Origin of the sequence: Kibdelosporangium phytohabitans (assembly GCF_001302585.1) — a bacterium.
GTDB classification, from domain to species: domain Bacteria; phylum Actinomycetota; class Actinomycetes; order Mycobacteriales; family Pseudonocardiaceae; genus Kibdelosporangium; species Kibdelosporangium phytohabitans.
This window is the reverse complement of the sequence record NZ_CP012752.1, coordinates 10627136-10650342: the sequence shown is the minus strand read 5'-3', so window position 1 is coordinate 10650342 and position 23207 is coordinate 10627136. Positions and strand designations below refer to the sequence as shown.

Below are 23207 nucleotides of genomic sequence, written 5' to 3'. Positions count from 1 at the left end.
TCTTACCTACTCTACAGTAGCTAAGACTCGGATGCGAGGAGTTGGTGACATGGTGGACCGGCACAAGCGAGATGCGATGGGGATCGCGCTCGCGGTGCTCAACCGGATCGCCGGCGCACGGCTCGTGCGGCGGTTCGGCCTGGAAAAGCCCATCGAGCGGGGGGTGTTCCACGCGACGCGGACCGGCTTCCGCACGCTGGGTGCCGCGACCCGCTCGTTCCAGGCCGTCAGCAAGCTCGGCAAGCCCGCCCGGTTGCCCTCCGCGCCCGAGCGCGGCCTGTTCGACCTGACACCGGACGAAGACCAGCGGATGATCCGGGACACGGTCGCCGAGTTCGCCACCGAGCAACTCCGCCCGGCCGCCGCCGAGGCCGACACGGCGTGCAAGCCACCGGCCGAACTGCTCAGCACCTCCGCCGAACTGGGGCTTGCCATGCTCGGCGTGCCGGAGGAACTCGGCGGGGCGGGCAGCGAACGATCCACAGTGTCCGGTGCGTTGATCGCCGAAGCCCTCGCCCACGGCGACATGGGCCTGGCAGTCGCGTGCCTGGCGCCGTCGGCCGTGAGCAACGCGCTGGTGCTGTGGGGCGACGGGGACCAGCAAGCGATGTACCTCCCGGCTTTCGTCGGCGACAACGTGCCCGCCGCCGCGCTCGCGATCCTGGAGCCCCGGCCGCTGTTCGACCCGTTCGCGCTCAAGACGACCGCGCGCCGGACGCCGGAGGGCTACCGCATCGAAGGCGTGAAGTCTCTGGTACCCAGGGCGGCCGAGGCCGAACTGTTCGTGGTCGCGGCCGAACTGGACGGCACGCCCGCCCTGTTCATCGTCGAGTCCACCGACGTGCAGATCGAAGCCGAACCCGCGATGGGCCTGCGCGCGGCAGCCATGGGCCGTCTCGTGCTGGACAACGTCACGGTCCCGCGCACGGCACTGCTTGGTGGCGGCGCGAAAGAGGTCTACGCCGACTGCGTGCGGCTGTCCCGGCTCGGCTGGTGCGCGCTCGCTGTCGGCACGGCGCAGGCTGTGCTCGACTACGTCATCCCCTACGTCAACGAGCGTGTCGCGTTCGGCGAGCCGGTCAGCCACCGGCAGAGCGTGGCGTTCAAGGTCGCCGACATCGGCATCGAACTCGACGGGATGCGGCTGGTGACGTATCGCGCCGCCGCCCGCGCCGAACAGGGCCTGCCGTTCGCCCGTGAGGTCGGGCTGGCGCGCAAGCTCTGCGCGGACAAGGGAATGGTGATCGGCAGCGACGGCGTGCAGCTGCTCGGCGGGCACGGATTCGTCAAGGAGCATCCGGTGGAGCGGTGGTATCGCGACTTGCGAGCCGTCGGCCTGATGGAAGGGGCGGTGCTGCTGTGATCAACCTCGAGATCCCGAAGAAGTTCGGTGCGTTGGTCAACCAGGCGCACCAGGCCGCCGCCGAGATCTTCCGGCCGAACTCGCGCAAGTACGACATCGCCGAGCACGAGTACCCGAAGGAACTCGACATCTTCGCGGCCCTGCTGGACGGCATGAACTCGTCCGGTGAGGGCGGCGCCGGTGCCGGTTCGGTGCGGCGCACGGAGAAGTCCAACCAGGTCCGCAACGGCGCCAACATGTCCATTGTGCTCGGTGCGATCGAGCTGTGCTGGGGCGACGTCGGCTTCCTGCTGTCCATGCCGCGCCAGGGCCTCGGCAACGCGGCGATCGCGTCGGTGGCCAACGAGGAGCAGCTGGCCAGGTTCGGCAAACTGTGGGCGTCGATGGCGATCACCGAACCGGACACCGGCTCGGACTCGGCCAACATCAAGACCACCGCCGTCAAGGACGGCGACGACTACATCATCAACGGCGAGAAGATCTTCGTCACCGCCGGTGAACGCTCCGACGCCGTGGTCGTGTGGGCCACTCTGGACAAGGCACTCGGCCGCGCGGCGATCAAGTCCTTCGTGGTGGAGAAGGGCACGCCGGGTATGGAAGTGGTCCGGCTGGAGAACAAGCTCGGCATCCGCGCGTCGGACACGGCGGTCATCCAGTTCACCGACTGCCGGGTGCCCGCGGCGAACCTGCTCGGCGACCCGGACATCAGCCAGGGTTTCGCGGGCGTCATGCAGACGTTCGACAACACCCGGCCACTGGTCGCCGCGATGGCGATCGGTCTGGCACGGGCGGCGCTCGAGGAGACGTCCAAGCTCCTGGCCGAAGCCGGTGTCGAGGTCGACTACGACAAACCCGCCAACCAGCAGCACGCCGCAGCGGCGACGTACCTCGGTCTCGAAGCGGACTGGGAAGCGGCCAACCTGTTGACGCTCAAGGCCGCGTGGATGGCGGACAACTCGAAGCCGAACTCGCTGGAAGCCTCCGAGGCGAAGGCGAAAGCGGGCCGGGTCGTCACCGAGCTGACCCTCAAGTGCGTCGAGCTCTGCGGCTCCATCGGCTACTCCGAGCACACCCTGCTGGAGAAGTGGGCGCGCGACTCCAAGATCCTGGACATCTTCGAAGGCACGCAGCAGATCCAGCAGTTGATCGTGGCCCGCCGCCTGCTCGGAAAATCCTCCGCCGAACTGAAATGACCTCGTGAGTGGTTGGTCCGGTTAGAACCGGACCAACCACTCACGAGGGTTTACGTCACGCGGTAGGCTCGGATGATCGTCTGGGCTACGGTGTTGCCGTCGCTGTCTGACGCGTTGGCACGCAATGACACGAAGCCGGACTTCGGGTTCTGGACCATCACCCACCATGAGTCGTTGACGCGCAACAGCGGTACCGCGCGCCAGGTTTTCCCGTCGTCGACGGACACTTCGACCTTGCGCGGTTCTGCTTTGCCGCCCTGTGCACCGGCTTGACGGTCGACTCGCACAGGGATCGCTGCCACCGCGCCCGCTGGCGCGTGGTTGGTCAGGTCCACCTTCGGGTCGAAGGCAACCGTGATCAACGGCAGTGGCGTGTCGGCAGCGGTGTGCGCTGACCGGAAAGTCCACTCAGCACTGACCGATGTGGACAACGGCCACGCCGGGTGGTTGCGTCGGACCTGGGCGGTCAGACGGTAGTCGGCGGCAGCCGCCGGGACCGTGAAACGCCCCTCGCCGGGCTGGCCGCTGCGGCCGATCTCCTTGCCGCCGGAGCACAGCACGGTGTCACCCGTGTCCCCGAAGTCGGACCACGAGAACCCGGCATGTCCAGCCGAGTCCGAGAACAACGGCAGCTTCGCCGTGATCACGTCACCGGACCGCGCCACCAGCCGCGACGGCCGGAACCTGCTGTCCACGCCGGTGATCCCCGGGCCGGCCACCGACTTCCCCCAGTCCACCGTGGCCTTCTCACCTGCCTTGAACGCGCGCGTGCCGAGGTATTCGGTCGGCTCACCGCCCGGTGCGAACGTGACGAACCCCGTCAGCCATGACACCGGGGAGAAGTACTCGGTTCGCTCCAGCGGCAACGGGATCTGGGTGATGTCGATCGAGGCGTCCAACAGGATCGAGCGGTCGGTGGCCTGCATGTCGACGTACCCCGTCTGGCCGTCGCTGTTCGCCCGGTATGTCGTCCGGACGGTGGCCAGGTCACGGGCCCGTGCCTGGTAGTCCACAGTGGCCGGCATGCTTCCGTGGCTCGGGTACGCCAGCTCGTAGTGGTACGGGCTGGGTGGGTTGCCGGTCAGCGTGACCGACGCCGTGCCCAGCTTCGCCAGCCGTGCGCCTTCCGGGCGGATCGTCACCGCGACCGGGATCGGTGTCGGCCCCATGATCCGGATCGCGCTGCCGGAGAAGTGGAACAGCGCCGAGTTCGCGCCCGCGTCGGCGATCGCCTGCACCCGCGCGTTGTACTCCACGCCCTCCGCACTGTCCAGCGTGAACACCGCCAGTTTGCCCTTGAGGTCACGGGCGGCGATCTCGACGGGCGTGGCGTGACCGACATCCACCGCGGTCAACGCACGCATGTCCGTCGTGGTGGGTGAGGCCGTGATCCACTCGACCGGTACTTCGAACGACTCGGGCTTGTCCACCGTCAGCCGGACCGCGGGGCGTTCCATCCTGATCCGGTCGAAGTACGTGAAATGCGGGTGGTTTCCCGTTCCCGGCACGGTGTAGTCGTCATCAGTTTTCAGGCTGTAGTAGCCGACACCGTACCCGCCGGGGCCGGTCGCGACCGCCATTCCCGTTGTGCTGGGCGTCATCCGGGCGTCTTTCTCGTCGGTCCGCACGGTGACCTTCTTGCCCTTGCGCGCGTCCAACGTGACTGTCGCGTCCTTGGTCAGGTCGATCGTCGGTTCGGCGGCACTCGTGACCGACGGCGTGACCTGGCCGGGAATCGGTGTCTGGATCGAACCCGCCACGGCGTAACGGCCCTTGGGCAACCGGGCAGTCTGGTTGTCGACCAGTACGTCGAAGGCGTCGTCACCGGCGTCGAGGCGGATCCAGATGGCGTAGCTCGTCAAGCCCTGCTGCGGGTTGTTGCCGTCACGGTCGACGAACTTCGCCGTGAGGTCGTAGCTCTCGGGTTCCTTGTACGCCCCGACCGGTGTCTGAACGACGACGTCGCCGCTCGTGGCGGCCAGCCTTCCGCTGTGGACGCCGAGAGGCACGCTGGTGTGGTCGAACGTGACCGTCGTACTGGCTTCGCCGTTGGGGGGCACGGTCAACTCGGCCGCGCTCACCTTGAACGCCGCGACATCGGTGCTCAGCTTCAGCACGACCGGCGTGGTGCCGTTGTTCCTGTACGTGATCTGCTTGCCTTCGAGTGGCTGGGTGTGCGGGAACCTGACCACGCCGAGGCTCAGGCTGCCCACGCTGGGGACAAGCGTCTGCTTCACCGCTCGGCCGATGTCGAGCCGCCCCGCGCCCTGCTGGAACACCGTCGCGTCCACCGGCTTGGCACTGGACATCAACGCCGCCTTGATCTGCCGGCCAGTCCAGTCCGGGTGCTGCGCGGCCAGAATCGCCGCCGCGCCGGCGACATGCGGAGTCGCCATGGACGTTCCGGTCAGCTTGGCGTGGTGCTCGTCGACGGCTTCGTTCGCCAGCGTGCCCTCGGCTCGCGCGGCGACGACGTCCTCACCCGGCGCGGCGATGTCCGGCTTGAGTGCGTTGTCCTTGACCCTCGGGCCGGGCTGGCTGAACGTGCTGAACTTGTCCTGCTTGCTCACGCTGGCCACGGCCAGCGCCGCATCCGCCGCTGCGGGCGTGCCGACGCGCGTGGAAGGGCCGTAGTTCCCCGACGCGACAACGAACAGCGTGCCCTTCTCGGCCGAGATGCGGTTGATGGCGGTGTCGAGCGGACCGGTTCCGTCGCTCGCACCGGCCCCCAGGCTCATGTTCACGACCTTCGCGCCGCTGTCGGCAGCCCACTGCATGCCTTCCAGGATCGCGTCGAACGGGCACCCGCTCGCCGTGCAGACCTTGCCGATCACCAGATCGGCCCCCTTGGCGACGCCCGTGTACCTGCCGCCGCGACCGGCGGCCGTCGACGCCACGTGCGTACCGTGTCCGTTGGTGTCCTTGATGCCTTCGCCGGTGAAGTCCTTCTCGCCCTTGACGATCCCGGCCAGATCGGGGTGCTTGGGGTCGTAGCCGGTGTCCAGGACCGCGATCTTCGCCCCCGCGCCGGTCTGCCCGGCCTGCCACGCGACCGGGCCGCCGACCTGCGGGACACTCTGGTCCAGCGTGGGGAAGGCCTTGCCGTTGAGCCAGATCCTGCCCGGTGCCGACGTGGTGATCTGCTCGCGTGCCTGCTGTTTCGGCACTGCCACAGCGGACATCTTCGCTCGTGGCAGGTCCCGCGTGACCTTGCCGAGCGCCTTCGCCGCCGGCGACTCCACCAGCAGCGGGATCTCAGACGTGCGGGCATCGTCGTAACCGAGGTCGATCAGCTTGGTCACGTCGAACAACGCGCGGTCCAGCGCGCCCGAATGGATCCGCGGGATCACGGTCGACGGGATGACCGTGACGCCCTTGGCGGTCACGGACTTGACGAAGCTGACCCGCTCACCGACTCGTTTGGCCGGTTCGATCCTGGCATCCCAGGTGCCGTTCTGCTTGGTCACGGTGACTTTGTCGCCGGTGATCAGCGTGACGGTTTTCGGCGGTTCCGTCTTCCCCGCCGCCGCGACTGGATCCGCGGCAGCGGGCAGAACCGACAAACCGCTGGCCAGCACGGCGACGACCGCCGTGCGGCCAACTAGTCGTTTGTGCACGATAAGCCCCTTGTGCTGTGTTTGAGGATGGTCCTCCGTCCACAGCACTCCTGGGAGCGCAGGTGGGTTGCCCCTGGTTCGGCCGTCCCGGATTTATCGGACTGCCTTCTTGTACTGCTAGAGAACGGCCTTCTCCAACTCGGCCAGTGCGTCCTCGAGGTGGCCGAGCAGGCGTTGCAGGTGGGGCACGTTGCGGCGGCAGCCGGTGAGGCCGAACTGCAGCTGGTCCGCGTAGCTGGTGATCGTGATGTTCAGCGCCTGCCCGTCGTACGGGATCGACAACGGGTACATGCCGTCCAGCTTGGCGCCGTTCCAGTACAACGGTCGCGGCGAGCCCGGCACGTTGGAGATGATCAGGTTGAACGGTGGTGGGGTCGTCTGCACGAAGCCGGGCAGCGGCGCGAACGCCAGCGGCGCCATGGTCAGCCCGGACAGTGCCAGGATCTGCAGCGGGCTCAGTTCGGCCAGCGAGCGCTTGGCGATCTGCGCGGACTGCTGGATCTGGACGAACCGCTGCGCCGGGTCCTCCAGGTGCGTACCCAGGTTGACCAGGATCGCGCCGACCGAGTTGCCGCTTGCTTCGCTGCGCTTCTGCTTGGCGCGTAAGGAAACCGGCACCATCGAGATCAACGGCCGGTCCGGCAGCGCGCCCAGTTCGAGCAGGTAGCGGCGCAGCGCGCCGGAGCACATCGCGAGCACGACGTCGTTGAGCGTCGCGCCGGTTGCCCGGCGGATCGCTTTCACGCGGTCGACCGGCCAGCGTTGCGCCGCGAACCGGCGCGCACCCGTGATCTGCACGTTGAAGATCGACCGGGGCGCCTGGAACGGCAGCACACTGGCTTGCTCGCGTAACGCTGTGTTGGCGCTGCGCACCAGCGCGGGCAGCACGCCCGCGATGTCCGCCGCCGAGGCGCGGAGGTTTTCCAGCAGTTCCAGCGGGCCACCACTACCACTGGGTTTGTCCGGTCGCTGCATCGGCGGCACAGCCCACACCGGCGGCATGTCCCGGTCGTCGGGATTCGTCGACAACGCGCGGCTGGCCAGGATCAGCGACGACACGCCGTCCATCAGCGCGTGGTGCACCTTGGAGTACGTGGCGAACCTGTTCCCCTCCAGGCCTTCGATCAGCGAGAACTCCCACAGTGGACGGTGCCGGTCCAGCAGCGACCCGTGCAGCCGTGAGGTCAGCTCCAGCAGTTCACGCACGCGCCCCGGCCGCGGCAACGCCGTCAGCCGCACGTGGTACTCCATGTCCAGTTGGTCGTCCGAGGTCCACGACCACTGGCCCAGGCTGCTGACCGGGCGCCGTGGCCTGCGCCGGAACAGCGGTTGCACGCTCTGCTCGTCGGCTACCAGCGAGTGGTAGATCTGGCTCAGGTAGTCCGGGCCCGCGTCATCGGGCAGTGAGTACAGCTGCAGCCCGCCCACGTGCATCGGATGTTCGCGCGACTCGGCGAGCAGGAACATCGAGTCCTGGACTGGCATGAGCGGTATCCGCGCCATCGGCGCCTCCTGTCCCCGGTGTGACCAGCCGAGATTACCGCCACGGACGGTAGCCAGGAAGATCGGATAACTGGAGATTCTGAGACGCCGGGCGTATCTTCGTCTCAGGAGGTGCGTGATGCTCGGACCTGACTCTGAATCCTGGCGCCACGTCCTCGACTGGCGGTTGCTGCTCGGATCCGGGCGCGCCCTGCTGCTGCAGGTCGCCCATCCCACGGTCGGCGCCGGAGTCGCCCAGTACTCGGATTTCCTGCAACGCCCGTGGCACCGGCTGCGCCGCACGGTCGACTCGTTGATGACGATGAACTACGGCCAGCACCGCGCGGTCGTCGAAGCCAAGCGGCTCAGGGAAATGCACGAGTCGTTCAAGGGAATCGACCATCACGGACACCGTTACAGTGCGCTGAACCCGGACGCGTACTGGTGGGTGCACGCCACGCTGTTCGAAGGAACGCTGGACACGCACGCCAACTACGCCACCCCGATACCGCGCTCGGCGCAGGAGCGGCTGTACCGGGAATGGCGGGAGATGGGCGAGGTGCTCGGCCTGAACGCCAAGCGGATGCCGGACGACCTCGACGGGTTCTTCCGCTACTTCGACTCGATGGTGGCCGAGTGCCTCGAGGACAACGCGTCGGTCCGCAAGGTGCTCGGCGCGCTGGGCGATCGCCGTCCGCAGTGCCCGCCGGGCTGCCCGCCGCCGGTGTGGCGGCTGCTCGGCCCGATGTCGTCGGACGCCATCCTGACCGCGACGGTCGGCACGCTGCCGCCGGTGTTGCGCGCCCGGTTCGGTCTGCAATGGACAGAACGAGGGGATCGGAACTTGGGCGCGTTGAAACTCGCGGTGCGCCTGGGAATGCCGTTGCTGCCCGACAAGGTCCGCTACCACCCGATGGCTCTGGCCGCCAAACGCGCGGCACGGCCGTAGACTCGCGGGATGTTCCTCGCCGAGGTCAGGGCCTCCGCCGAACCGGAAGACGAGAGCACGCGCCGCATCCTCGACGCGGCGCTGGAGGCGTACCAGGAATTCGGCCTGCGCCGCACGACCATGGACGACGTGGCCCGTGCGGCGGGGATCGGCCGCGCGACGCTGTACCGGCGGTTTCCGCAGAAGGGTGACCTGGTCACGGCGGTCGGGCTGCGTGAGGTGCGGCGGTTCATCGCCGCGGTGGACGTCGAGATCAGCAAGGCCCCCAACGCCGAGGAGCGGATGGTCGAGGGCTTCGTGGCCGTCGTGCGCGGGTTGCGGGAGAACCAGTTGCTCAACCGGTTGCTCTCCAGCGAGCCCGAGGCCGTCTTACCCGGGTTGACGCTGCACGGCGGGCCGGTGATCGCGCTGGCGCGCGGTTACCTGAAGGAGAAGATCGAGGAGGACCAGCGCGCCGGGCTGATCGCCGACTTCGACGCCGAGCCGCTCGCCGAGACACTGGCGCGACTGATCCACTCCATCGTGCTCACGCCCGATGGCCGCATCCCGACGCGGGACGAGCGCCAGATGCGAGCCTTCGCGCGAACGTACTTGGTTGCCTGGCTCAGGATTTGAACACGAGCAGTGACCGGGCGCCGGTGCCGGTCTTCATCCGCTCGAACGCCCCGGCCACGCCGTCCAGCCCGATCCGGTGCGACACAAGCGGTTCGAGGTCGAGCCTGCCGAGTTCGATCTGCGTGGCCAGTGCCGGGATGTCCCGGTCGGGATCCCCGGAGCCGTACACGGAGACGCCGAGCGTCCTGGCGAAGTGGTACAGCTCCAACGCGCTGAAGCTGACCTGGTCGTCCTTGCGGCCCGCGCCGACGATCGTGGCCTTGCCGCCGCGCCGCGTCGTCTGCCACGCGGTCCGGATCGTCTTCGAGTTGCCGACGCACTCCAGCGCGTGGTCGACGCCCCTGCCGCCGGTCAACGAACGGATTTCCTTGGCCAGCTTGTCGTGCGCGAGGATGAAGTGCGTCGCGCCCGCGTCCCGGGCGAGTTTCTCCTTCTCCGGCGCGACATCCACCGCGATGATCGGCGCGGCACCGGCCAGCCGTGCGCCGATGATCGCCGACAGGCCGACGCCACCGAGCCCGATGACCACAACGGACTCACCCGGCCGCACCCCGGCGGTGTTGCGAACCGCACCGATGCCCGTCACCACGGCACAGCCGAGCAGCGCGGCGACGTCCAACGGCACGCCGTCCGACAACGGCACGACACCGGCCTGGTCGACCACGACCTCTTCGGCGAACGCACCGACGCCGAGGGTGACGTGCAGCGGGTCGCCGTCGATCGTGCCCCGAGGCAGGCTCGACATGCCCTCCACGCTCGTGCACAGCCACGGCTGCTGGTTGAGGCAGAACCAGCAGTGCCTGCACGCGGGCGCCCAGTTCACCACCACCCGGTCGCCGACCGCCACACGCGTGACCTCCGAGCCGACCTCGGCGATCGTCCCCGCGGCCTCGTGCCCGAGCACGAGCGGGAACTTCGGCGCGAACGTGCCGTTGATCATCGAGAGGTCCGAGTGGCACACGCCCGCGGCCGCGACCCGCACGCGGACGTCGCGTGGGCCCGGGGTGGGCAGTTCTATTTCGCGGACCTGGATGTCCGCGTCAGGTCCTGCTGCTACTGCGGCATTCACCATGGGTGACATTCTGCATGGCGTAGTTCACACCAAGCCGTACGGTGTTAGGTATGCGATAAATTACTGGCGAGTAGGAGGTGGTCGATGGTGAGCACGGGACCGCTCGCGGGTGTCCGCGTGGTCGAGCTCGCCGGGATCGGACCGGCCCCGTTCTGTGCGATGCACCTGGCCGATCTGGGTGCGGACGTGGTCAGGGTCGACCGGCCCGGTTTGATCCCGGTCGCGGGTCCGCCCGACCGCGACCTGCTCAACCGCAACAAGCGTTCGGTCATGGTCGATCTGAAGAACGACCGGGGTGCCGAGGTCGTGTTGCGGCTGGCCGAGCAGGCGCACGTGCTGATCGAGGGCTTCCGGCCCGGCGTCGCCGAGCGGCTGGGAATCGGCCCCGAGCAGTGCTGGGAGCGCAACCCCAAGCTCGTCTACGGCCGGATGACCGGGTGGGGCCAGGAGGGTCCGCTCGCGCACTCCGCCGGCCACGACATCGCCTACATCGGCATCACCGGCGTCCTGCACGCCATCGGCCGCGCCGACGGCCCGCCGCAGGTGCCGCTCAACCTCGTCGGCGACTTCGGCGGGGGCTCGCTCTACCTGGCTGTCGGTGTCCTCTCGGCATTGCGGCACGCCGAGCAGACCGGCAAGGGCCAGGTCGTGGACGCCGCGATCGTCGACGGCGCCGCGCACCTCGCGACCATGATCTACGGCCTCGCGTCGGCAGGCGTCTGGCAACCGCAGCGAGGCGTGAACCTGCTGGACACGGGCGCCCCGTTCTACGACGTGTACGAGACCTCGGACGGCGAATACATGGCCGTCGGGCCGTTGGAGCCACAGTTCTACAAGGAGTTCGTGCGGCTGCTCGGCATCGACGGCGAGGGCGGCCTGCCCACCCAGTTCGAGATCCCGCGCTGGCCTGAGCTGCGCAAGCGGTTCGCCGAGGTGTTCGCCACCAGGACCCGCGGCGAGTGGGCCGCGGTGTTCGAGGGGACAGACGCCTGCGTCGCGCCGATCCTGTCGCTCACCGAAGCGGCCGGCCACCCGCACATCGCCGCCCGCGGCACGCTCGTCGAGCGCGGTGGCCTGGTCCAGCCCGCGCCCGCGCCGAGGTTCACCGAGACACCGGCGCAGCTGCGCACCCCACCCGCCTTGCCCGGTCAGCACACCAGGAACGCGCTGGCCGACTGGGGTTTCCAGGACATCGACGAACTGCTGGCACACGGCGCCGTACAGGAACGGAACGAAACATGAAGATCAGCACGCAGGTGATGTACGCGGGCAACCCCAAGGAGCTGATCGACCAGGTCGTCAGCCTGGAGAAAGCCGGGCTCGACCAGGTCTGGTTCGCCGAGGCGTACGGCTTCGACTCGCCGACGCTGATGGGTTACGTCGCCGCGAAGACCGAGCGGGTCCAGATCGGCTCGGCGATCCTGCCGATCTACACGCGTACGCCCGCGCTGATCGCGCAGACCGCCGCCGGTCTCGACGCGGTGTCCGAGGGCCGCGCGATTCTCGGGCTCGGCGCGTCCGGCCCGCAGGTCATCGAGGGCTGGCACGGTGTGCCCTACGACAAGCCGCTCGGCCGCACCCGTGAGGTCATCGACATCTGCCGCCGGATCTGGCGCCGCGAGATCATCACCAACGAGGGCAACTACCCGATCCCGCTGCCCGAGGGCCAGGGCACCGGCCTGGGCAAACCGCTGAAGATCCTGACGCACCCGGTCCGCCCGGAGATCCCGATCTACATCGCGTCCCTCGGCGACAAGAACGTCCAGCTGACCGCCGAGGTCGCCGACGGCTGGCTGCCGACGCTGTTCCTCCCGGAGAAGGCGAACGACGTCTGGGGCGACGCGCTGGCCAAGGGCAAGGCCAAGCGTGACCCCGCGCTCGGCGAGCTGGAGATCGTGGCGGGCGGCATGCTGTCGATCGGCGAGGGCCTCGACGACCTGCGGGACGCCTCGCGCCCGTACATCGCGCTGTACGTCGGCGGGATGGGCGCGAAGGGCCGCAACTTCTACAACGACCTGGCCAAGCGGTACGGCTACGAGGCCGAGGCGGAGAAGATCCAGGAGCTCTACCTGTCGGGCAAGAAGCAGGAGGCCGCCGCGGCCGTGCCCGCCGAGTTCGTCGAGCTGATGAACCTGGTCGGGCCCGAGAGCTACGTCAAGGAACGCATCCAGGCCTTCAAGGAGGCCGGGGTGACCACGTTGAGCGTGACCCCGATCGGTGAGAACCCGGCCAAACTCGTCGAACAGGTCAAGGAGTGGGTGTCCTAGCCTGGGTGGCGTGAACACGGTCATCACGGGCGCGTACATCGCGACAGTCGACGGGCACGGCACGGAACACGCCGACGGCTATGTGGCCATTGTGGACGGACGCATAGCCGCGGTCGGCTCCGGCGCCGTGCCCGCCGCGTATGCGGATTTCAAGCGGGTCGACGCGACCGGATGCCTGCTCACACCGGGTTTGGTGAACACGCACCACCACCTCTACCAGTGGGCCACGCGTGGCTACGCGCAACAGGAGGACCTGTTCGGCTGGCTGACCGCGCTGTACCCGGTGTGGGCCGGGATCGACGAGGACATCGTGTCGGCCACGTCCGCCGCGGGCCTGGGGATGCTGGCGTTGTCCGGCTGCACGACCGCGGCCGACCACCACTACGTCTTCCCCCGCGACGGCGGGGACGTGTTCGGGGCGTTGATCGAGGCCGGGCGGCGGATCGGGATCCGCTTGCACGCCGTTCGGGGCTCGATGGACCGCGGCGAGTCCGACGGAGGTCTGCCGCCGGACTCCATCGTGGAGACGACATCCGCCGCACTCGAGCACACCGAACAGGCCATCACCGAGTACCACGACTCCGCGCCGGACGCGAAGATCCAGGTTGCTGTCGGCCCGTGTTCGCCCTTCTCGGCCAGTCTCGACCTGATGCGCGCAGCCGCAGAGCTCGCGCGCGGGCACGGCGTCCGCCTGCACACGCACCTGGCGGAAACCGAGGACGAGCAGGCACAGTGCCAGCGGGAGTTCGGCAAGACCCCGGTCGAGTACGCCGAAAGCCTCGGCTGGCTTGGCGACGACGTGTGGCTGGCGCACGGCGTGCACCTCGACGGCGACGAGATCCCGTTGATGGCCAGGACCGGCACGGGAATCGCGCACTGCCCGAGCTCGAACGCCCGCGTGGCCGCCGGAATGGCGCCGGTCAGGGCGTTACTGGACGCGGGCGCGCCCGTCGGGCTCGGCGTGGACGGTGTGGCGTCCAACGAATCCGGTGGGCTGGCTGAGGAGTTGCGCCAGGCGTTGCTGACCGCCCGGCAGAAAGGCGGCCCGGACGAGTTGACCGCGAGGCAGGCCTTGCGGATCGGCACGATCGGCGGGGCTCGGTGCCTGGGACGTCAGGAGCACATGGGTTCGGTCGAGCCGGGCAAGCTGGCTGATCTGGCGGTGTGGCGCCTGGACACGCTGGCGCACGCGGGGATCGCGGATCCGGTCGCAGCGCTGGTGTTCGGCCGTGTGCCACCGTTGGAGCTGTTGCTCGTCGGCGGTGAGCCAGTGGTCGAGAACAACCACTTGCTCACCGCCGACGAACCAACCCTCACCCATTCCCTCAGAAACGCCTGCTCAAGACTCGTGAGTGGTTGGTCCGGTTCTAACCGGACCAACCACTCACGAGGTTAGGGTGCGGGTTTGGAGGTTGTGGCCGGTCAGCTGGACGACCGGGGACGTGCCGCCGAGGTCGGCCGTGCGGTACGTGGTCGTCAGCGTCAGGGTTTCCCCTGGCCACACGGTCACGTAGTTGTCCGACCAGTCCTGCGGCAGGACCTCGGCGCCGCCGTCGCCCTTGCGTACGCTGGCCCGCAGGAAGAACGCCATCTTGCTGCCGGTGCCCGTGATGGTCACCGTCGTCCTGGTTTTCTCACCTTCCACAGTGGACGACGCCGACGCGTTGACGGTCCCTGCGGGCAACGAGTTCAGGCCCTTGAGGTCCGCGTAACCCGACTGCGGCGTGAAGTACCAGTCCGAGCCGCCGTAGTCGAGCGTGTCGGCCTTGGTTGACAGCCAGTACACGTTGCGGTCGACGACCTTGCCGGACGAGTCCTTCAGCAACAGCCTGGCGAAGTACGTCGTCGACAGGCCGCCCGGCTGCGGCAACGAGCCTGCCTTGGTCGTGGCGTTCCCGGTCGAGTTGACCCGACGTGTCTCGTCGGCCTTCTGCGTCCCGTCCGCGTTGAACAGCGTCACCTGGACACTCAGCCCGGACGTGTTCTGCAGATCGGTGTTCACGACCGACAACGACTTGTCATCGTAGGAGTACTGGACGTGCAACGGGCGCAGTGCCGTCTTGGCGCCGAAGTACGAACCGGCCGTGGCCAGGTTGTAGTTGTACAGGTGCCAGAACAGCTTCGGCCACGGGTCGTTGAGCATCCAGTAGATCACGCCGGTGGACGGGTTGCTGCTGTCCGACTGGTTGTCCGCGTACGCCTCGAACTGGGCGCGGTTGGTCTCGTAGTTCGCCAGCTGCGCCTTGCGGACCAGGTCGTCCACATTGGCCGGTTTGCCGTACCGGTTGTCCAGCGCGGTTCCCCAGAAGGACAGCTTGCCGAACGTGCCACTCGGTGACAGGTGGTACTGGGTGGTGCTGTAGTTGGTCAGCGAGTTGATCTGGGACTGCGTCAGGAACTTCTTCAACTCGTCCAGCTCGGGGATGGTCGGGCCCGGCCCGATCTCGGAGGCGAATCCGGCCGCGCCACCGAGTTGCTTGTTGTGCCAGTACACCGGCGGCTCGTACCAGTACGGGCCGTCCATCTTCATGCCGGAGTTGCCCAGCTGCGGCGAGCTCTTGTCGGACGCCGACGCGATGATCGGCAGGTTCCAGTCGGCACGGGCGAGCGCGTCGAGGTAGATCTTCTCCTGCGCCGCCGGGGTGGCCAGGTCGCTGGCGATGAGGAACCCGAGTACGCTCGGGTGGTTGCGGATCCGCTTGCCCTCGCTTTCGGCGGACTCACCGGCGACCCGGTTCTTCTCCGCGTTGAACGAGCCGTAGCTCTCCCACGCCGAGCAGCACTCCCAGCCGGTCAGCACCATGATGCCAAGCCGGTCGGCCATGTCGTAGAACTCGTCGTTCTCCGGTTTGCCCTCCAGGCGGATCGTGTTCAGGTTCATCGACCTGACCAGGTTCATCTGATCCTGGATGTTGCGCAGGTTCGTGCGCAGGAACAGGTCTGACGCCCAGCCGCCGCCGCGGACCAGGAACGGCTTGCCGTTGACGATGAACTGGCGTCCGCCGCCGTTGGCCCGCGTGGAGGTGATCTCCCGGACTCCGAAGGTCGTGCTCGCGCTGTCGGACACGGCACCGCCGACAGAAGCGGACACGTTCGCGGTGTACATGGGCTGGCCGCCCATCGTGAACGGCCACCACACGCGGGGGTTGGTCAGGCGCAGCCCAGACGTGTTGCCGGGGTTGAAGGTGACGGTTTTGGTCTCGCCTGCGGCCAGCGAGACCGGCTGCGTGAAGCCGATGTTGTCGATCGTGCCGGTGACCTGCGTGGTCTGCGCCTGGCCGGAGTCGTTGCGCGCGTTGACCTTCACCGTCACGTCGGCGGTGGTCAGGTTCGGCAGCGGCAGGTCGGTGGACACACGCAGGTCACGCAGGGACACCGCGCCGCTGTTGGCGAGTTGCACATCGCGGAACAGGCCCTGGTTGCGGTCCGGTGGCAGCTGGGTCCAGTCGACGAAGTGGATCAGCAGGTCCTTCGACGGGTCCGACGACATCGCCTTGATCGCGATCGCGTTGGTGCCGTTGCGGATCAGCGACGTCACGTTGTACTCGCGGGTGGGGTAGGCGCCGATTACGGTGTCGGTCCCGGCCACCTTGGTGCCGTTCACCCAGACCTCGGCGCGCGCGATGATCCCGCCTTTGAGCTTGAGGAACGTGTTGGTGCCCGCGGGTTGCTGCGCGGTGAAGCTCTTGCGGTACCACCACGGCACGCTGAAATCGTCCCGGTTGACGCTCTTGAGGTTGTCGCCGAAATTCACGTCCGGGTACTTGTTGTTGGCGATCAGACCGGCCATCACGGTGGACCGCGCGGGCACTGGCAGCCAGCTGCTGTCGTTGAACGACGGGTCGGAGTACACGTTCCCGCCGGACGTGGCCGTCCGGCTGGTCTGCAGCCGCCAGTCGGGGATCGTGGTGACCTGCCCCGCGGCGACCGAGACAGTCGGGACGCTGCTCGCGTGCGCCACTGTGAGCAGGGAGAACATCAGGGATGAGGCGGCAAGGGCCGCCAGGCCGGCACGGCGTCGTCTCATTGCGGACGCTCCTGGGCTACGCGGCGGCGACATTGACAGGGCGTCACCCACTCTTGCCCGCCCGGCATGATTTGGCAAGACCCTTTACAAATTAGACCGATCCGTTGGGAGGTTTGTCGGCTTTTGCCGTCGAAACGTGCCCCAAGAAGCTGGGATACCGGTGGTCAGGCGTTGCTGGGAGGTTCGAGCCATGCGATCAGGACAGCCAAAGCAGCGCGGCAATCACGAGGTGGGCGACGAGCTCCTGACGAGTCCGCGTCCCGGTCGCGGCCGTCACCACGATCGCGACCGACCCGTCGTAACGGTCGAGCGGAGAGACGTGCGCCACCAGCCGCGTTCCGTCCGGGGTTCGGACACGCACCTTGGCGGTACGGCCGTCGCGGGCCTCGTGCGCGATCATCGCGAACGCGGTCGGCACCTCCCGGCCAGTGGCGGTGTCGACGGGCAGTTCGGCGATGGCGGCCTGGGCTGAGCGCGCAAGCGCAAAGGAGCGTCCACGCCCACCGAAACACACCAACGGCTCGGCTGTGGAGAGGGGGGACCGCGCTCATGGCTCCTGCGCAGAGGGTTGCCGCCCGGCGAGGGCCTTCTTGTCGGTCTGTTAAAGGCTCGTGCCGTACGAAAGGCCCTTGCCGGGTGGGCAGACCGCCGCAAGGTGTGCAAGAGCGGTTCCAGCGCCGGGCGCGGCTTCGTGTGGTGAGAGTGGGGTTCTTCCGTGTGGCCTGCGGGAGGCACTCACACGTGTCTAGGGGCCCGGTGGGGCTTTGAGTCTGGCTGGGCAGGGCAGGCGGGCCCCTGGACACGTGCGGTCGGGCTGGGCCCAGGTCATACGGAAGGGAGAAACCACGAAACCGAGCCCTGTGCTGGCAGCACAGGCGTGATCGACCGCCCTGCCCACCGCCGCGATCTCCCAGGTCGAGGTCGGTCCTGATGGCCGTCGCCGCAGACACCCAGTTGCGAACCCTGGTCCGCGACATCGCGGGCCGTCAGGTCGACGGCGACACCAACGCGCTGGAGTACCAGCAGAAGTGGTGTGTGCCGAACCGCAGCGAGTTCGGTGGCTGGTTCGAGGGCAAGCGCGAGATGCGCGCGATCGTGCTGACCATCACCGGCGTGACCATCCGGACGATCTACTTCCCGAGCATCAACAAGAAGCACATCGACAGCTGGCAGAACTCGGACCTGTTCGTCACCACGTGAGGCCGCGCCCAGTGGGGTGACGTGATCGGCTACCAGTGGTTCGAGGAGGACGGCGGCCCGGAGATCACCGTCGGCGTGCCGCCGTGTCGTGGTCCACACGAGCGCCGGATACCCGATCAAGGACTTCGACGTCCAGGCCTGGAACGGCGTCACGTACGTCACGGTCGGCTCGGTCCACAACAACACCGCTGAGCACGGCGGTCACGTTCGCCGCCCGTACCTCGAGGCTGGTGCGGATCCTGGCGCACAGCAGCCTGATCCAGCTCGTGAGTGTTTAGTCCGGTTAGAACCGGACTAAACACTCACGAGGTTTCAGAAGGGCCAGGCTGCGTTTCGGCCGGCTTCCAGCAGCGGCACCATTCGGAAGGTCGCGTCGGTCAGGCCGCCGAACTCGTGCCGGTTGTCCCCTCCTGTCGCGTACGCCGCCGGGGCGTACCCGCCGAGGTTGAACCCGTAGATCGGGACGTTCCTCTTGACGGCCTTGCCGACGTCGCCCTCGATCGTCTGCATGTCCGACACGATGAACACTCGATCGTGCTTGCGGTAGGAACTCCGCAACGCTCCGGCGATGTCCGTGCCGTGCCCGACTTCACCGATGCGACGCAGGAAGCGCTTGACCTCGCGCAGCACCGATCCGCCCTTCGGGATCTCGTGCCGGAACGTGCCGCTGGCGAACCCGACCACGTCGACGTCCTCGCCCTTGGCGCCGAGCGCGACACCGAACACCGCCGCTGCCTTCGCGGGGGTGACGGTGGAGCGCTTGGAGTGACCCACGTTCGTCATCGACGCCGAGGTGTCGATGAGGATCAGCGAACGTCCTGGCAACGATGGCAGGTTACGCAGCGAAGCGCGCAGCGCGTCGTCCAAAGCCTCGCCCCACCGGAGACTGGGCGCGGTCTCGTACGCCGACAGGAACCGGAACGGGAACTGCCTCGACCTCGCCACCTGCTCGGGATCGGCCAGCCGCTCCGCCACCTTCGCGGCGACCTCGTCCGACACCCCCGTCTCGTCGAAGTTGCGCAGGTTACGCAGCAAAGCCATGTAACCCATCGACGGGATGAGCGCTTCCCACAGCCGCGCCTTGTCCACCTTGGACCCGAGCAGCGACAGGATGTCCTCCCACGTCATGCCCGCGCCACGCAACGCCTCCGCCTCGACGAACATCTCCGGGGCATCGGCCTGTGCGAACCGCGCCCGCAGTGCTGCATTGGCATTGAGGACCCGCAACGACTCCGGGATCGGGTTGTCACGCTTGTGCCGGCGGTCGAGCGCGTGCGTGAACAGCGCGCCCTGCCATTCCTGCTTCGACTTCGGGTGCACGAGGTCGATGACGTCCGCGAACCGGAACCCCTTGGAATCGGTGTCGTACTTCAGCAACGAACGCTCGTTGTACAGGCGCAGCACGGCATCGGCCACGCCACGCTTCACCGGCTTCGGGATCGCCCTGCCGTACTTCGAAGTCCAGTAGGCCAGCATCTCGCCCGGCTCGTCCGCGCGTTGCAGCACCGAATCGACGACCTGCCGCGACATGCCGTCGAGGTTCGCCTTGAGCCGCGCCTTGGTGAACTCCGCGGCGCCGACGATGGAAGCGGACCGCATGTTCGCATCCGAACGCAGCCACGCCAGCAGTCGCGCCGTCCACTCGGGATCCGCGATGGTCGCGCGCCTGACCAGAGTCGCGTAACGGTCGTCGCGGTCGTCCGCGGACTCGTAGAACGTCTGCTCGCCGACCATGTTGGACACAGCGAGGAGCAACAGCGCGGACTTCGCGTCGCGCTCGTAGCCCAAGCCGCGTTCGAACGTGCGCTTCGACGGCTTCTTCCTCGTGGTGACGGGAGAACTGACCTGTGGCTTCGTCGTGGACGTGTTGAACTTGGACACGGTGGACCTCGGTGTGTACGAGGGAGTTCACGCGAAAACCAGATGTGGCCCGAGATCGGAGTCGGAAACAGTACAAGCTGCTCTGTCCATCTGAGCTACGACGGCGTGGAGCCGTCGGCGGGACTCGAACCCGCGACCCGCCCATTATCAGTGGAAGTAACTGTCGCCTGCGCACCGGGCACACATCTGGAGTTGTGACTCCCGAGATCAAGACCGCCCGCGGTCTGGATTCGTTTCGAGCGAAGGAACCGCGGGCCTCGCACCGGGAGATGCTGGCGTGAGCCTAACAACGCCCGGTGCGCGTGATCCACCGATTTACTGGTACAGGGACTCGATCGCGGTGGCGTACCGGTCGATGATCACCCGGCGCTTGAGTTTCAGCGTCGGCGTCACCTCGCCGGATTCCGGTGTCCAGGTCTGTGACAGGACCGTGTACTTCTTGATCTGCTCCGCCTGCGCCAGCACCGAGTTGGCCTCGTGCACGAGCTTCTCGATCTCCTCGAGCACAGCGGGCTGTTCGGCCAGGTTGCCGGTGGGGATCCCCCGCGCCTGCGCCCACAGCGGCGCGGCCTCGTCGTCCAGCACGATCAACGCGGTGACGAACGGCCGCCGGTCACCGATCGCGACCGCCTGGCTGATCAGGGGATGCGCCCGCAGCAGGCCCTCGACCTTGGCAGGCGCGATGTTCTTGCCGCCCGACGTGATGATGAGTTCCTTCTTGCGGTCGGTGATGTAGACGTACCCGTCCTCGTCGATCCGGCCGACGTCACCGGTGGCGTACCAGCCGTCCTCGTCGACATCCGGCTTGATCGAGCCGTCCGGCTGCAGGTAGCCCATGAACACGATCGGCCCGCGGACAAGCAGTTCGTTGTCCTCGCCGAGTTTGACCTCGACGCCCGGCAACGGGCGGCCGACCGACCCGACCCGGTACGCGTCGGGGAGGTTCTCGGTGGCCGCGCCTGTGGTCTCGCTCAGGCCCCACAGCTCGTAGACGTGAATGCCGACGCTGGCAAGGAAGTTCAGCACCGAGACGGGAATGGGCGCGGCGCCGCTGTTGCCGCCGCGGTGCATCTGGTCGAGGCCCAGCATCGTCCTGATCGGCAGCAACGCCTTCTCGTCAAGCGCCTTGGCCCGTGCGGCGAGGTCTTCGGGCACGGGCTTGCCCGCACTGCCCAGCTGCCAGACCTCCGCCGCGGCGTCCCGCGCCATCTGCACGCCGACACGCTGTTCCTCCGGCAAGGCGCCGAGCCCGCCTTGCAACGCGGCGGTCATCTTCTCCCACACACGCGGCACGCCGAACACACCGAAAGGCCGAACACCGTGCAAAGCGGGAACGAGCTGGGTGTGGTCCGGGACCGCGGTCACGTGCCCGGCCGCGTATATCGGCAAGTACAGCCCGAGCACGCGTTCGGCGATGTGCGCCAACGGCAAGTACGCGACAGACCTGCCGAAATTCGGCAGCGGGTGGACGAGGTTCACCGAAGCTATCTCGGACAGCACGTTGCGGTGGCTGATCACGACGCCCTTGGGATCGCCGGTGGTCCCGGACGTGTAGATCATGCACACCGGCTGTTCCGGCGTGATCGCGTCGGTCAACCGCTCGAAGGCCGCTGGATCCGCGGCGTGCTTCGCCGCACCCGCCTCGAAGACCTCCCGGTACGACACGTAACGGTCGTCGCCATCGGGGATCGCGGACTCTTGGATGACCACGACCTTGCGCAGATTCGGCAGGCCGGACAACACGGGAGCCCAGCGCGCGACCTCACCGGCGCCCTCGATGATCACCACCGGCGCCGCGCTGTGCTTTGCGACAAAAGCAATCTGTTCACTGGACAACGTGTCGTACGCGGTGCACGAGACCGCACCGAGGTGCATCGCGCCCAGATCGCTGACCCAGTGCTCCGGGCGCCGCGATGCCATGATCAGCATCCGGTCGCCGGAGCCGAGCCCGAGTTCGGCGAGACCGTGTGCCAGCGCGGCAGCGTGTTCACGCATCTGCGCCCAGGTCAGCGTGGTGACCTCGCCGGGACTCCATCCCTTGCTCAACGCTGGTTTGTCACCGAACTCGGCCGCGTTCCGCCGCATGACGGTCGCGATCGTCTGGCCCTGGATAGCGCGCTGTACCTCGTCGGCTCTGCCCACCGTCGCTCCTTTGCGTCCGCCCGGACCTGCAAACTAGAACAAAGCGGCTGTCAACTCCATACCTGTCAGTAACTCCAGCGGCTGCGGGTGACGATCTCCTCCGGCGTGAGGCCGTCGAGCAGCCGGATCTCGTTGTTCCGGACGCTTGTGATCGCGTCGACCAGTTCGACGCCGAGCGTGGCGAGCAGCGTCGGCTCGGCCTCGAACGCCTCGACCGCCGCGCCGAGGTGACCCGGCAACGGGATCGAGCCGGCCAGCGTCGCCGGGTCGGTGTCGACCGGCTCGGGCAGGCTCGCGCCCTCGGCGATCCCGGCCCCGCCCGCGGCCAGCAAACCGGCCATCGCCAGGTACGGGTTGGCCGACCCGTCGAAGCACTTGATCTCGATGTTCGGCGACCCGGCCTTGATGAACCGCAGTGCGGCCTCCCGGTTCTCCAGGCCCCACGCCACGAACGCGCCGGCCCAGTGCGACGGGACCAGCCGCAGGTAGCTGGGCACCGAAGGCGCACCCAGCGCCAGCAACGCGGGCAACCTGTTCAGAATCCCGCCGATGAACGACGCGCCGTCCACCGTGAGCCCGAATGTGCCGTTCCCGCCACCCATCAGGTTCTCGCCGTCACGCCACGCGCTCAGGTGCACGTGACAGCCGTTGCCGACGCCGCCTGCCACCACTTTCGGCGCGAACGTGGCGCGCAGGCCGTGGTTCATGCTGACCGCACGGATCGTTTCGCGGACGAGCACGAGATGATCGGCGGCGGTCACGGGATCCTGGTGCGCGATCGACAGCTCGTACTGGCCGGGCGCGTACTCGGGGTGGATCTGCTCGACGTGGATTCCCTGCGTTGCCAACGCGTCCAGCACGTCGTGCAGGTAGCCGCCGAGCTCGGTCAGCCTGATCATGCCGTACGCCGGGCCGGAACAGGCGGGCACGAACTCGTCACCTTCGCCTTTGGACACACACCACTCGATCTCGAACGCGGCCCGTGCGCTGACACCCTGTTCGGCGAGCTCGTCGGCCACCCGGATCAACAGGCCACGGGAATCACCCGGATGGACGTTGCCGTCCTGGTCGTAGCGGACGGCGGGCGCCCACGCCCAGCCCGGTTGCGCGGCGAGCACGGTCAGCTTGCTGACGTCGGGCTTGAGCCGAAGGTCGCCGATCGGGCCGCCGGTGACCGAGTCGTCGAACACGAACCGGTCGAACGTCGGGGACGCGCCGATGCCGTTGGCCACCGCGTTCGGCAGCACACCGACCGGGGCGGCCTTCACCCTGGTCACACCGCTGTTGTCGACCCAGGTGACCGCCACCGCGAGCACACCACGCGCGGTCAGGTTCGCGGAATCCATGCCATCCCCTAACGTGTCCAGAAGTACCGTCCATGATCTCCTCGCTGAGCGGA

16 protein-coding genes are annotated in these 23207 nt (G+C 67.8%); 8 read left to right on the top strand and 8 right to left on the bottom strand.

The window, feature by feature from the left end:
- Window positions 1–76: 76 nt before the first annotated feature.
- Both AOZ06_RS47555 and AOZ06_RS47550 read left to right on the top strand, forming a co-directional pair.
- Window positions 77–1363 carry an acyl-CoA dehydrogenase family protein gene (locus tag AOZ06_RS47555; RefSeq protein WP_157233937.1) on the top strand — a complete coding sequence of 429 codons (1287 nt, stop codon included), beginning with the start codon at window positions 77–79 and terminating at the stop codon, window positions 1361–1363.
- Entirely contained in the window at window positions 1360–2556 is a 1197-nt protein-coding gene (locus AOZ06_RS47550; RefSeq protein ID WP_054295398.1) for an acyl-CoA dehydrogenase family protein, read from the top strand. Before AOZ06_RS47555 ends, AOZ06_RS47550 begins: the two co-directional genes overlap by 4 nt.
- A 50-nt stretch (window positions 2557–2606) precedes the next feature.
- Here the strand turns inward: AOZ06_RS47550 and AOZ06_RS47545 are convergent, their stop codons facing one another.
- Both AOZ06_RS47545 and AOZ06_RS47540 read right to left on the bottom strand, forming a co-directional pair.
- Complete coding sequence (locus AOZ06_RS47545; protein ID WP_157233640.1) at window positions 2607–6173, bottom strand: S8 family serine peptidase; 3567 nt, start codon at window positions 6171–6173, stop codon at window positions 2607–2609.
- Between the two features lie 117 nt (window positions 6174–6290).
- Window positions 6291–7667 carry a WS/DGAT/MGAT family O-acyltransferase gene (locus AOZ06_RS47540; protein ID WP_054297443.1) on the bottom strand — a complete coding sequence of 459 codons (1377 nt, stop codon included), beginning with the start codon at window positions 7665–7667 and terminating at the stop codon, window positions 6291–6293.
- A 127-nt stretch (window positions 7668–7794) separates the two neighbouring features.
- On the opposite strand from AOZ06_RS47540, the gene AOZ06_RS47535 reads away from it, so the two are divergent.
- Both AOZ06_RS47535 and AOZ06_RS47530 read left to right on the top strand, forming a co-directional pair.
- Window positions 7795–8604 (top strand): oxygenase MpaB family protein, encoded by an 810-nt coding sequence (locus AOZ06_RS47535; protein WP_054295396.1) that lies wholly within the window; start codon window positions 7795–7797, stop codon window positions 8602–8604.
- A 9-nt stretch (window positions 8605–8613) separates the two neighbouring features.
- Window positions 8614–9219, top strand: coding sequence for a TetR/AcrR family transcriptional regulator (locus tag AOZ06_RS47530; protein WP_054295395.1), 606 nt, complete (start codon window positions 8614–8616; stop codon window positions 9217–9219).
- Here AOZ06_RS47530 and AOZ06_RS47525 read toward each other — a convergent pair.
- Window positions 9209–10291: an alcohol dehydrogenase catalytic domain-containing protein gene (locus AOZ06_RS47525; RefSeq protein WP_054295394.1), complete on the bottom strand. Its 1083-nt coding sequence runs from the start codon at window positions 10289–10291 to the stop codon at window positions 9209–9211. The two genes, AOZ06_RS47530 and AOZ06_RS47525, sit on opposite strands and share 11 nt — an antisense overlap.
- A gap of 84 nt (window positions 10292–10375) precedes the next feature.
- Between AOZ06_RS47525 and AOZ06_RS47520 the strand changes: the two genes are divergently transcribed.
- The 3 genes from AOZ06_RS47520 to AOZ06_RS47510 are packed head-to-tail and all read left to right on the top strand — an operon-like array spanning window position 10376 to window position 13954.
- Window positions 10376–11533, top strand: a complete 1158-nt coding sequence (locus tag AOZ06_RS47520) for a CaiB/BaiF CoA transferase family protein (RefSeq protein ID WP_054295393.1) — start codon at window positions 10376–10378, stop codon at window positions 11531–11533.
- Entirely contained in the window at window positions 11530–12558 is a 1029-nt protein-coding gene (locus tag AOZ06_RS47515) for an LLM class F420-dependent oxidoreductase (RefSeq protein ID WP_054295392.1), read from the top strand. The genes AOZ06_RS47520 and AOZ06_RS47515 overlap by 4 nt, the downstream gene beginning before the upstream one ends.
- A gap of 10 nt (window positions 12559–12568) precedes the next feature.
- Complete coding sequence (locus AOZ06_RS47510; RefSeq protein ID WP_054295391.1) at window positions 12569–13954, top strand: 8-oxoguanine deaminase; 1386 nt, start codon at window positions 12569–12571, stop codon at window positions 13952–13954.
- On the opposite strand, the gene AOZ06_RS47505 is transcribed toward AOZ06_RS47510, so the two are convergent.
- Window positions 13943–16585: a glycoside hydrolase family 2 protein gene (locus AOZ06_RS47505; RefSeq protein ID WP_063810240.1), complete on the bottom strand. Its 2643-nt coding sequence runs from the start codon at window positions 16583–16585 to the stop codon at window positions 13943–13945. The two genes, AOZ06_RS47510 and AOZ06_RS47505, sit on opposite strands and share 12 nt — an antisense overlap.
- A 196-nt stretch (window positions 16586–16781) precedes the next feature.
- Window positions 16782–17003, bottom strand: a complete 222-nt coding sequence (locus AOZ06_RS47500; protein WP_054295389.1) for a hypothetical protein — start codon at window positions 17001–17003, stop codon at window positions 16782–16784.
- 512 nt (window positions 17004–17515) lie between these two features.
- On the opposite strand from AOZ06_RS47500, the gene AOZ06_RS47495 reads away from it, so the two are divergent.
- Window positions 17516–17785 (top strand): hypothetical protein, encoded by a 270-nt coding sequence (locus tag AOZ06_RS47495; protein ID WP_054295388.1) that lies wholly within the window; start codon window positions 17516–17518, stop codon window positions 17783–17785.
- 312 nt (window positions 17786–18097) lie between these two features.
- Here AOZ06_RS47495 and AOZ06_RS47485 read toward each other — a convergent pair whose 3' ends face one another.
- From AOZ06_RS47485 to AOZ06_RS47475, 3 genes are all read right to left on the bottom strand, one after another.
- A complete protein-coding gene (locus AOZ06_RS47485; RefSeq protein ID WP_054295386.1) occupies window positions 18098–19666 on the bottom strand; it encodes a TROVE domain-containing protein in 1569 nt (522 codons plus the stop codon).
- Window positions 19667–19981: 315 nt separating this feature from the next.
- Window positions 19982–21751, bottom strand: a complete 1770-nt coding sequence (locus tag AOZ06_RS47480; protein WP_054297442.1) for an AMP-dependent synthetase/ligase — start codon at window positions 21749–21751, stop codon at window positions 19982–19984.
- 122 nt (window positions 21752–21873) lie between these two features.
- Complete coding sequence (locus AOZ06_RS47475; protein ID WP_054295385.1) at window positions 21874–23154, bottom strand: type I glutamate--ammonia ligase; 1281 nt, start codon at window positions 23152–23154, stop codon at window positions 21874–21876.
- Window positions 23155–23207: the final 53 nt, after the last annotated feature.

Coding starts and splice junctions, on each gene's coding strand:
- AOZ06_RS47555 (WP_157233937.1), top strand. CDS start 77: ATGGGGATCGCGCTCGCGGTGCTCAACCGGATCGCCGGCGCACGGCTC.
- AOZ06_RS47535 (WP_054295396.1), top strand. CDS start 7,795: ATGCTCGGACCTGACTCTGAATCCTGGCGCCACGTCCTCGACTGGCGG.
- AOZ06_RS47530 (WP_054295395.1), top strand. CDS start 8,614: ATGTTCCTCGCCGAGGTCAGGGCCTCCGCCGAACCGGAAGACGAGAGC.
- AOZ06_RS47525 (WP_054295394.1), bottom strand. CDS start 10,291: ATGGTGAATGCCGCAGTAGCAGCAGGACCTGACGCGGACATCCAGGTC.
- AOZ06_RS47520 (WP_054295393.1), top strand. CDS start 10,376: ATGGTGAGCACGGGACCGCTCGCGGGTGTCCGCGTGGTCGAGCTCGCC.
- AOZ06_RS47515 (WP_054295392.1), top strand. CDS start 11,530: ATGAAGATCAGCACGCAGGTGATGTACGCGGGCAACCCCAAGGAGCTG.
- AOZ06_RS47505 (WP_063810240.1), bottom strand. CDS start 16,585: ATGAGACGACGCCGTGCCGGCCTGGCGGCCCTTGCCGCCTCATCCCTG.
- AOZ06_RS47495 (WP_054295388.1), top strand. CDS start 17,516: ATGGCCGTCGCCGCAGACACCCAGTTGCGAACCCTGGTCCGCGACATC.
- AOZ06_RS47480 (WP_054297442.1), bottom strand. CDS start 21,751: ATGCGGCGGAACGCGGCCGAGTTCGGTGACAAACCAGCGTTGAGCAAG.
- AOZ06_RS47475 (WP_054295385.1), bottom strand. CDS start 23,154: ATGGATTCCGCGAACCTGACCGCGCGTGGTGTGCTCGCGGTGGCGGTC.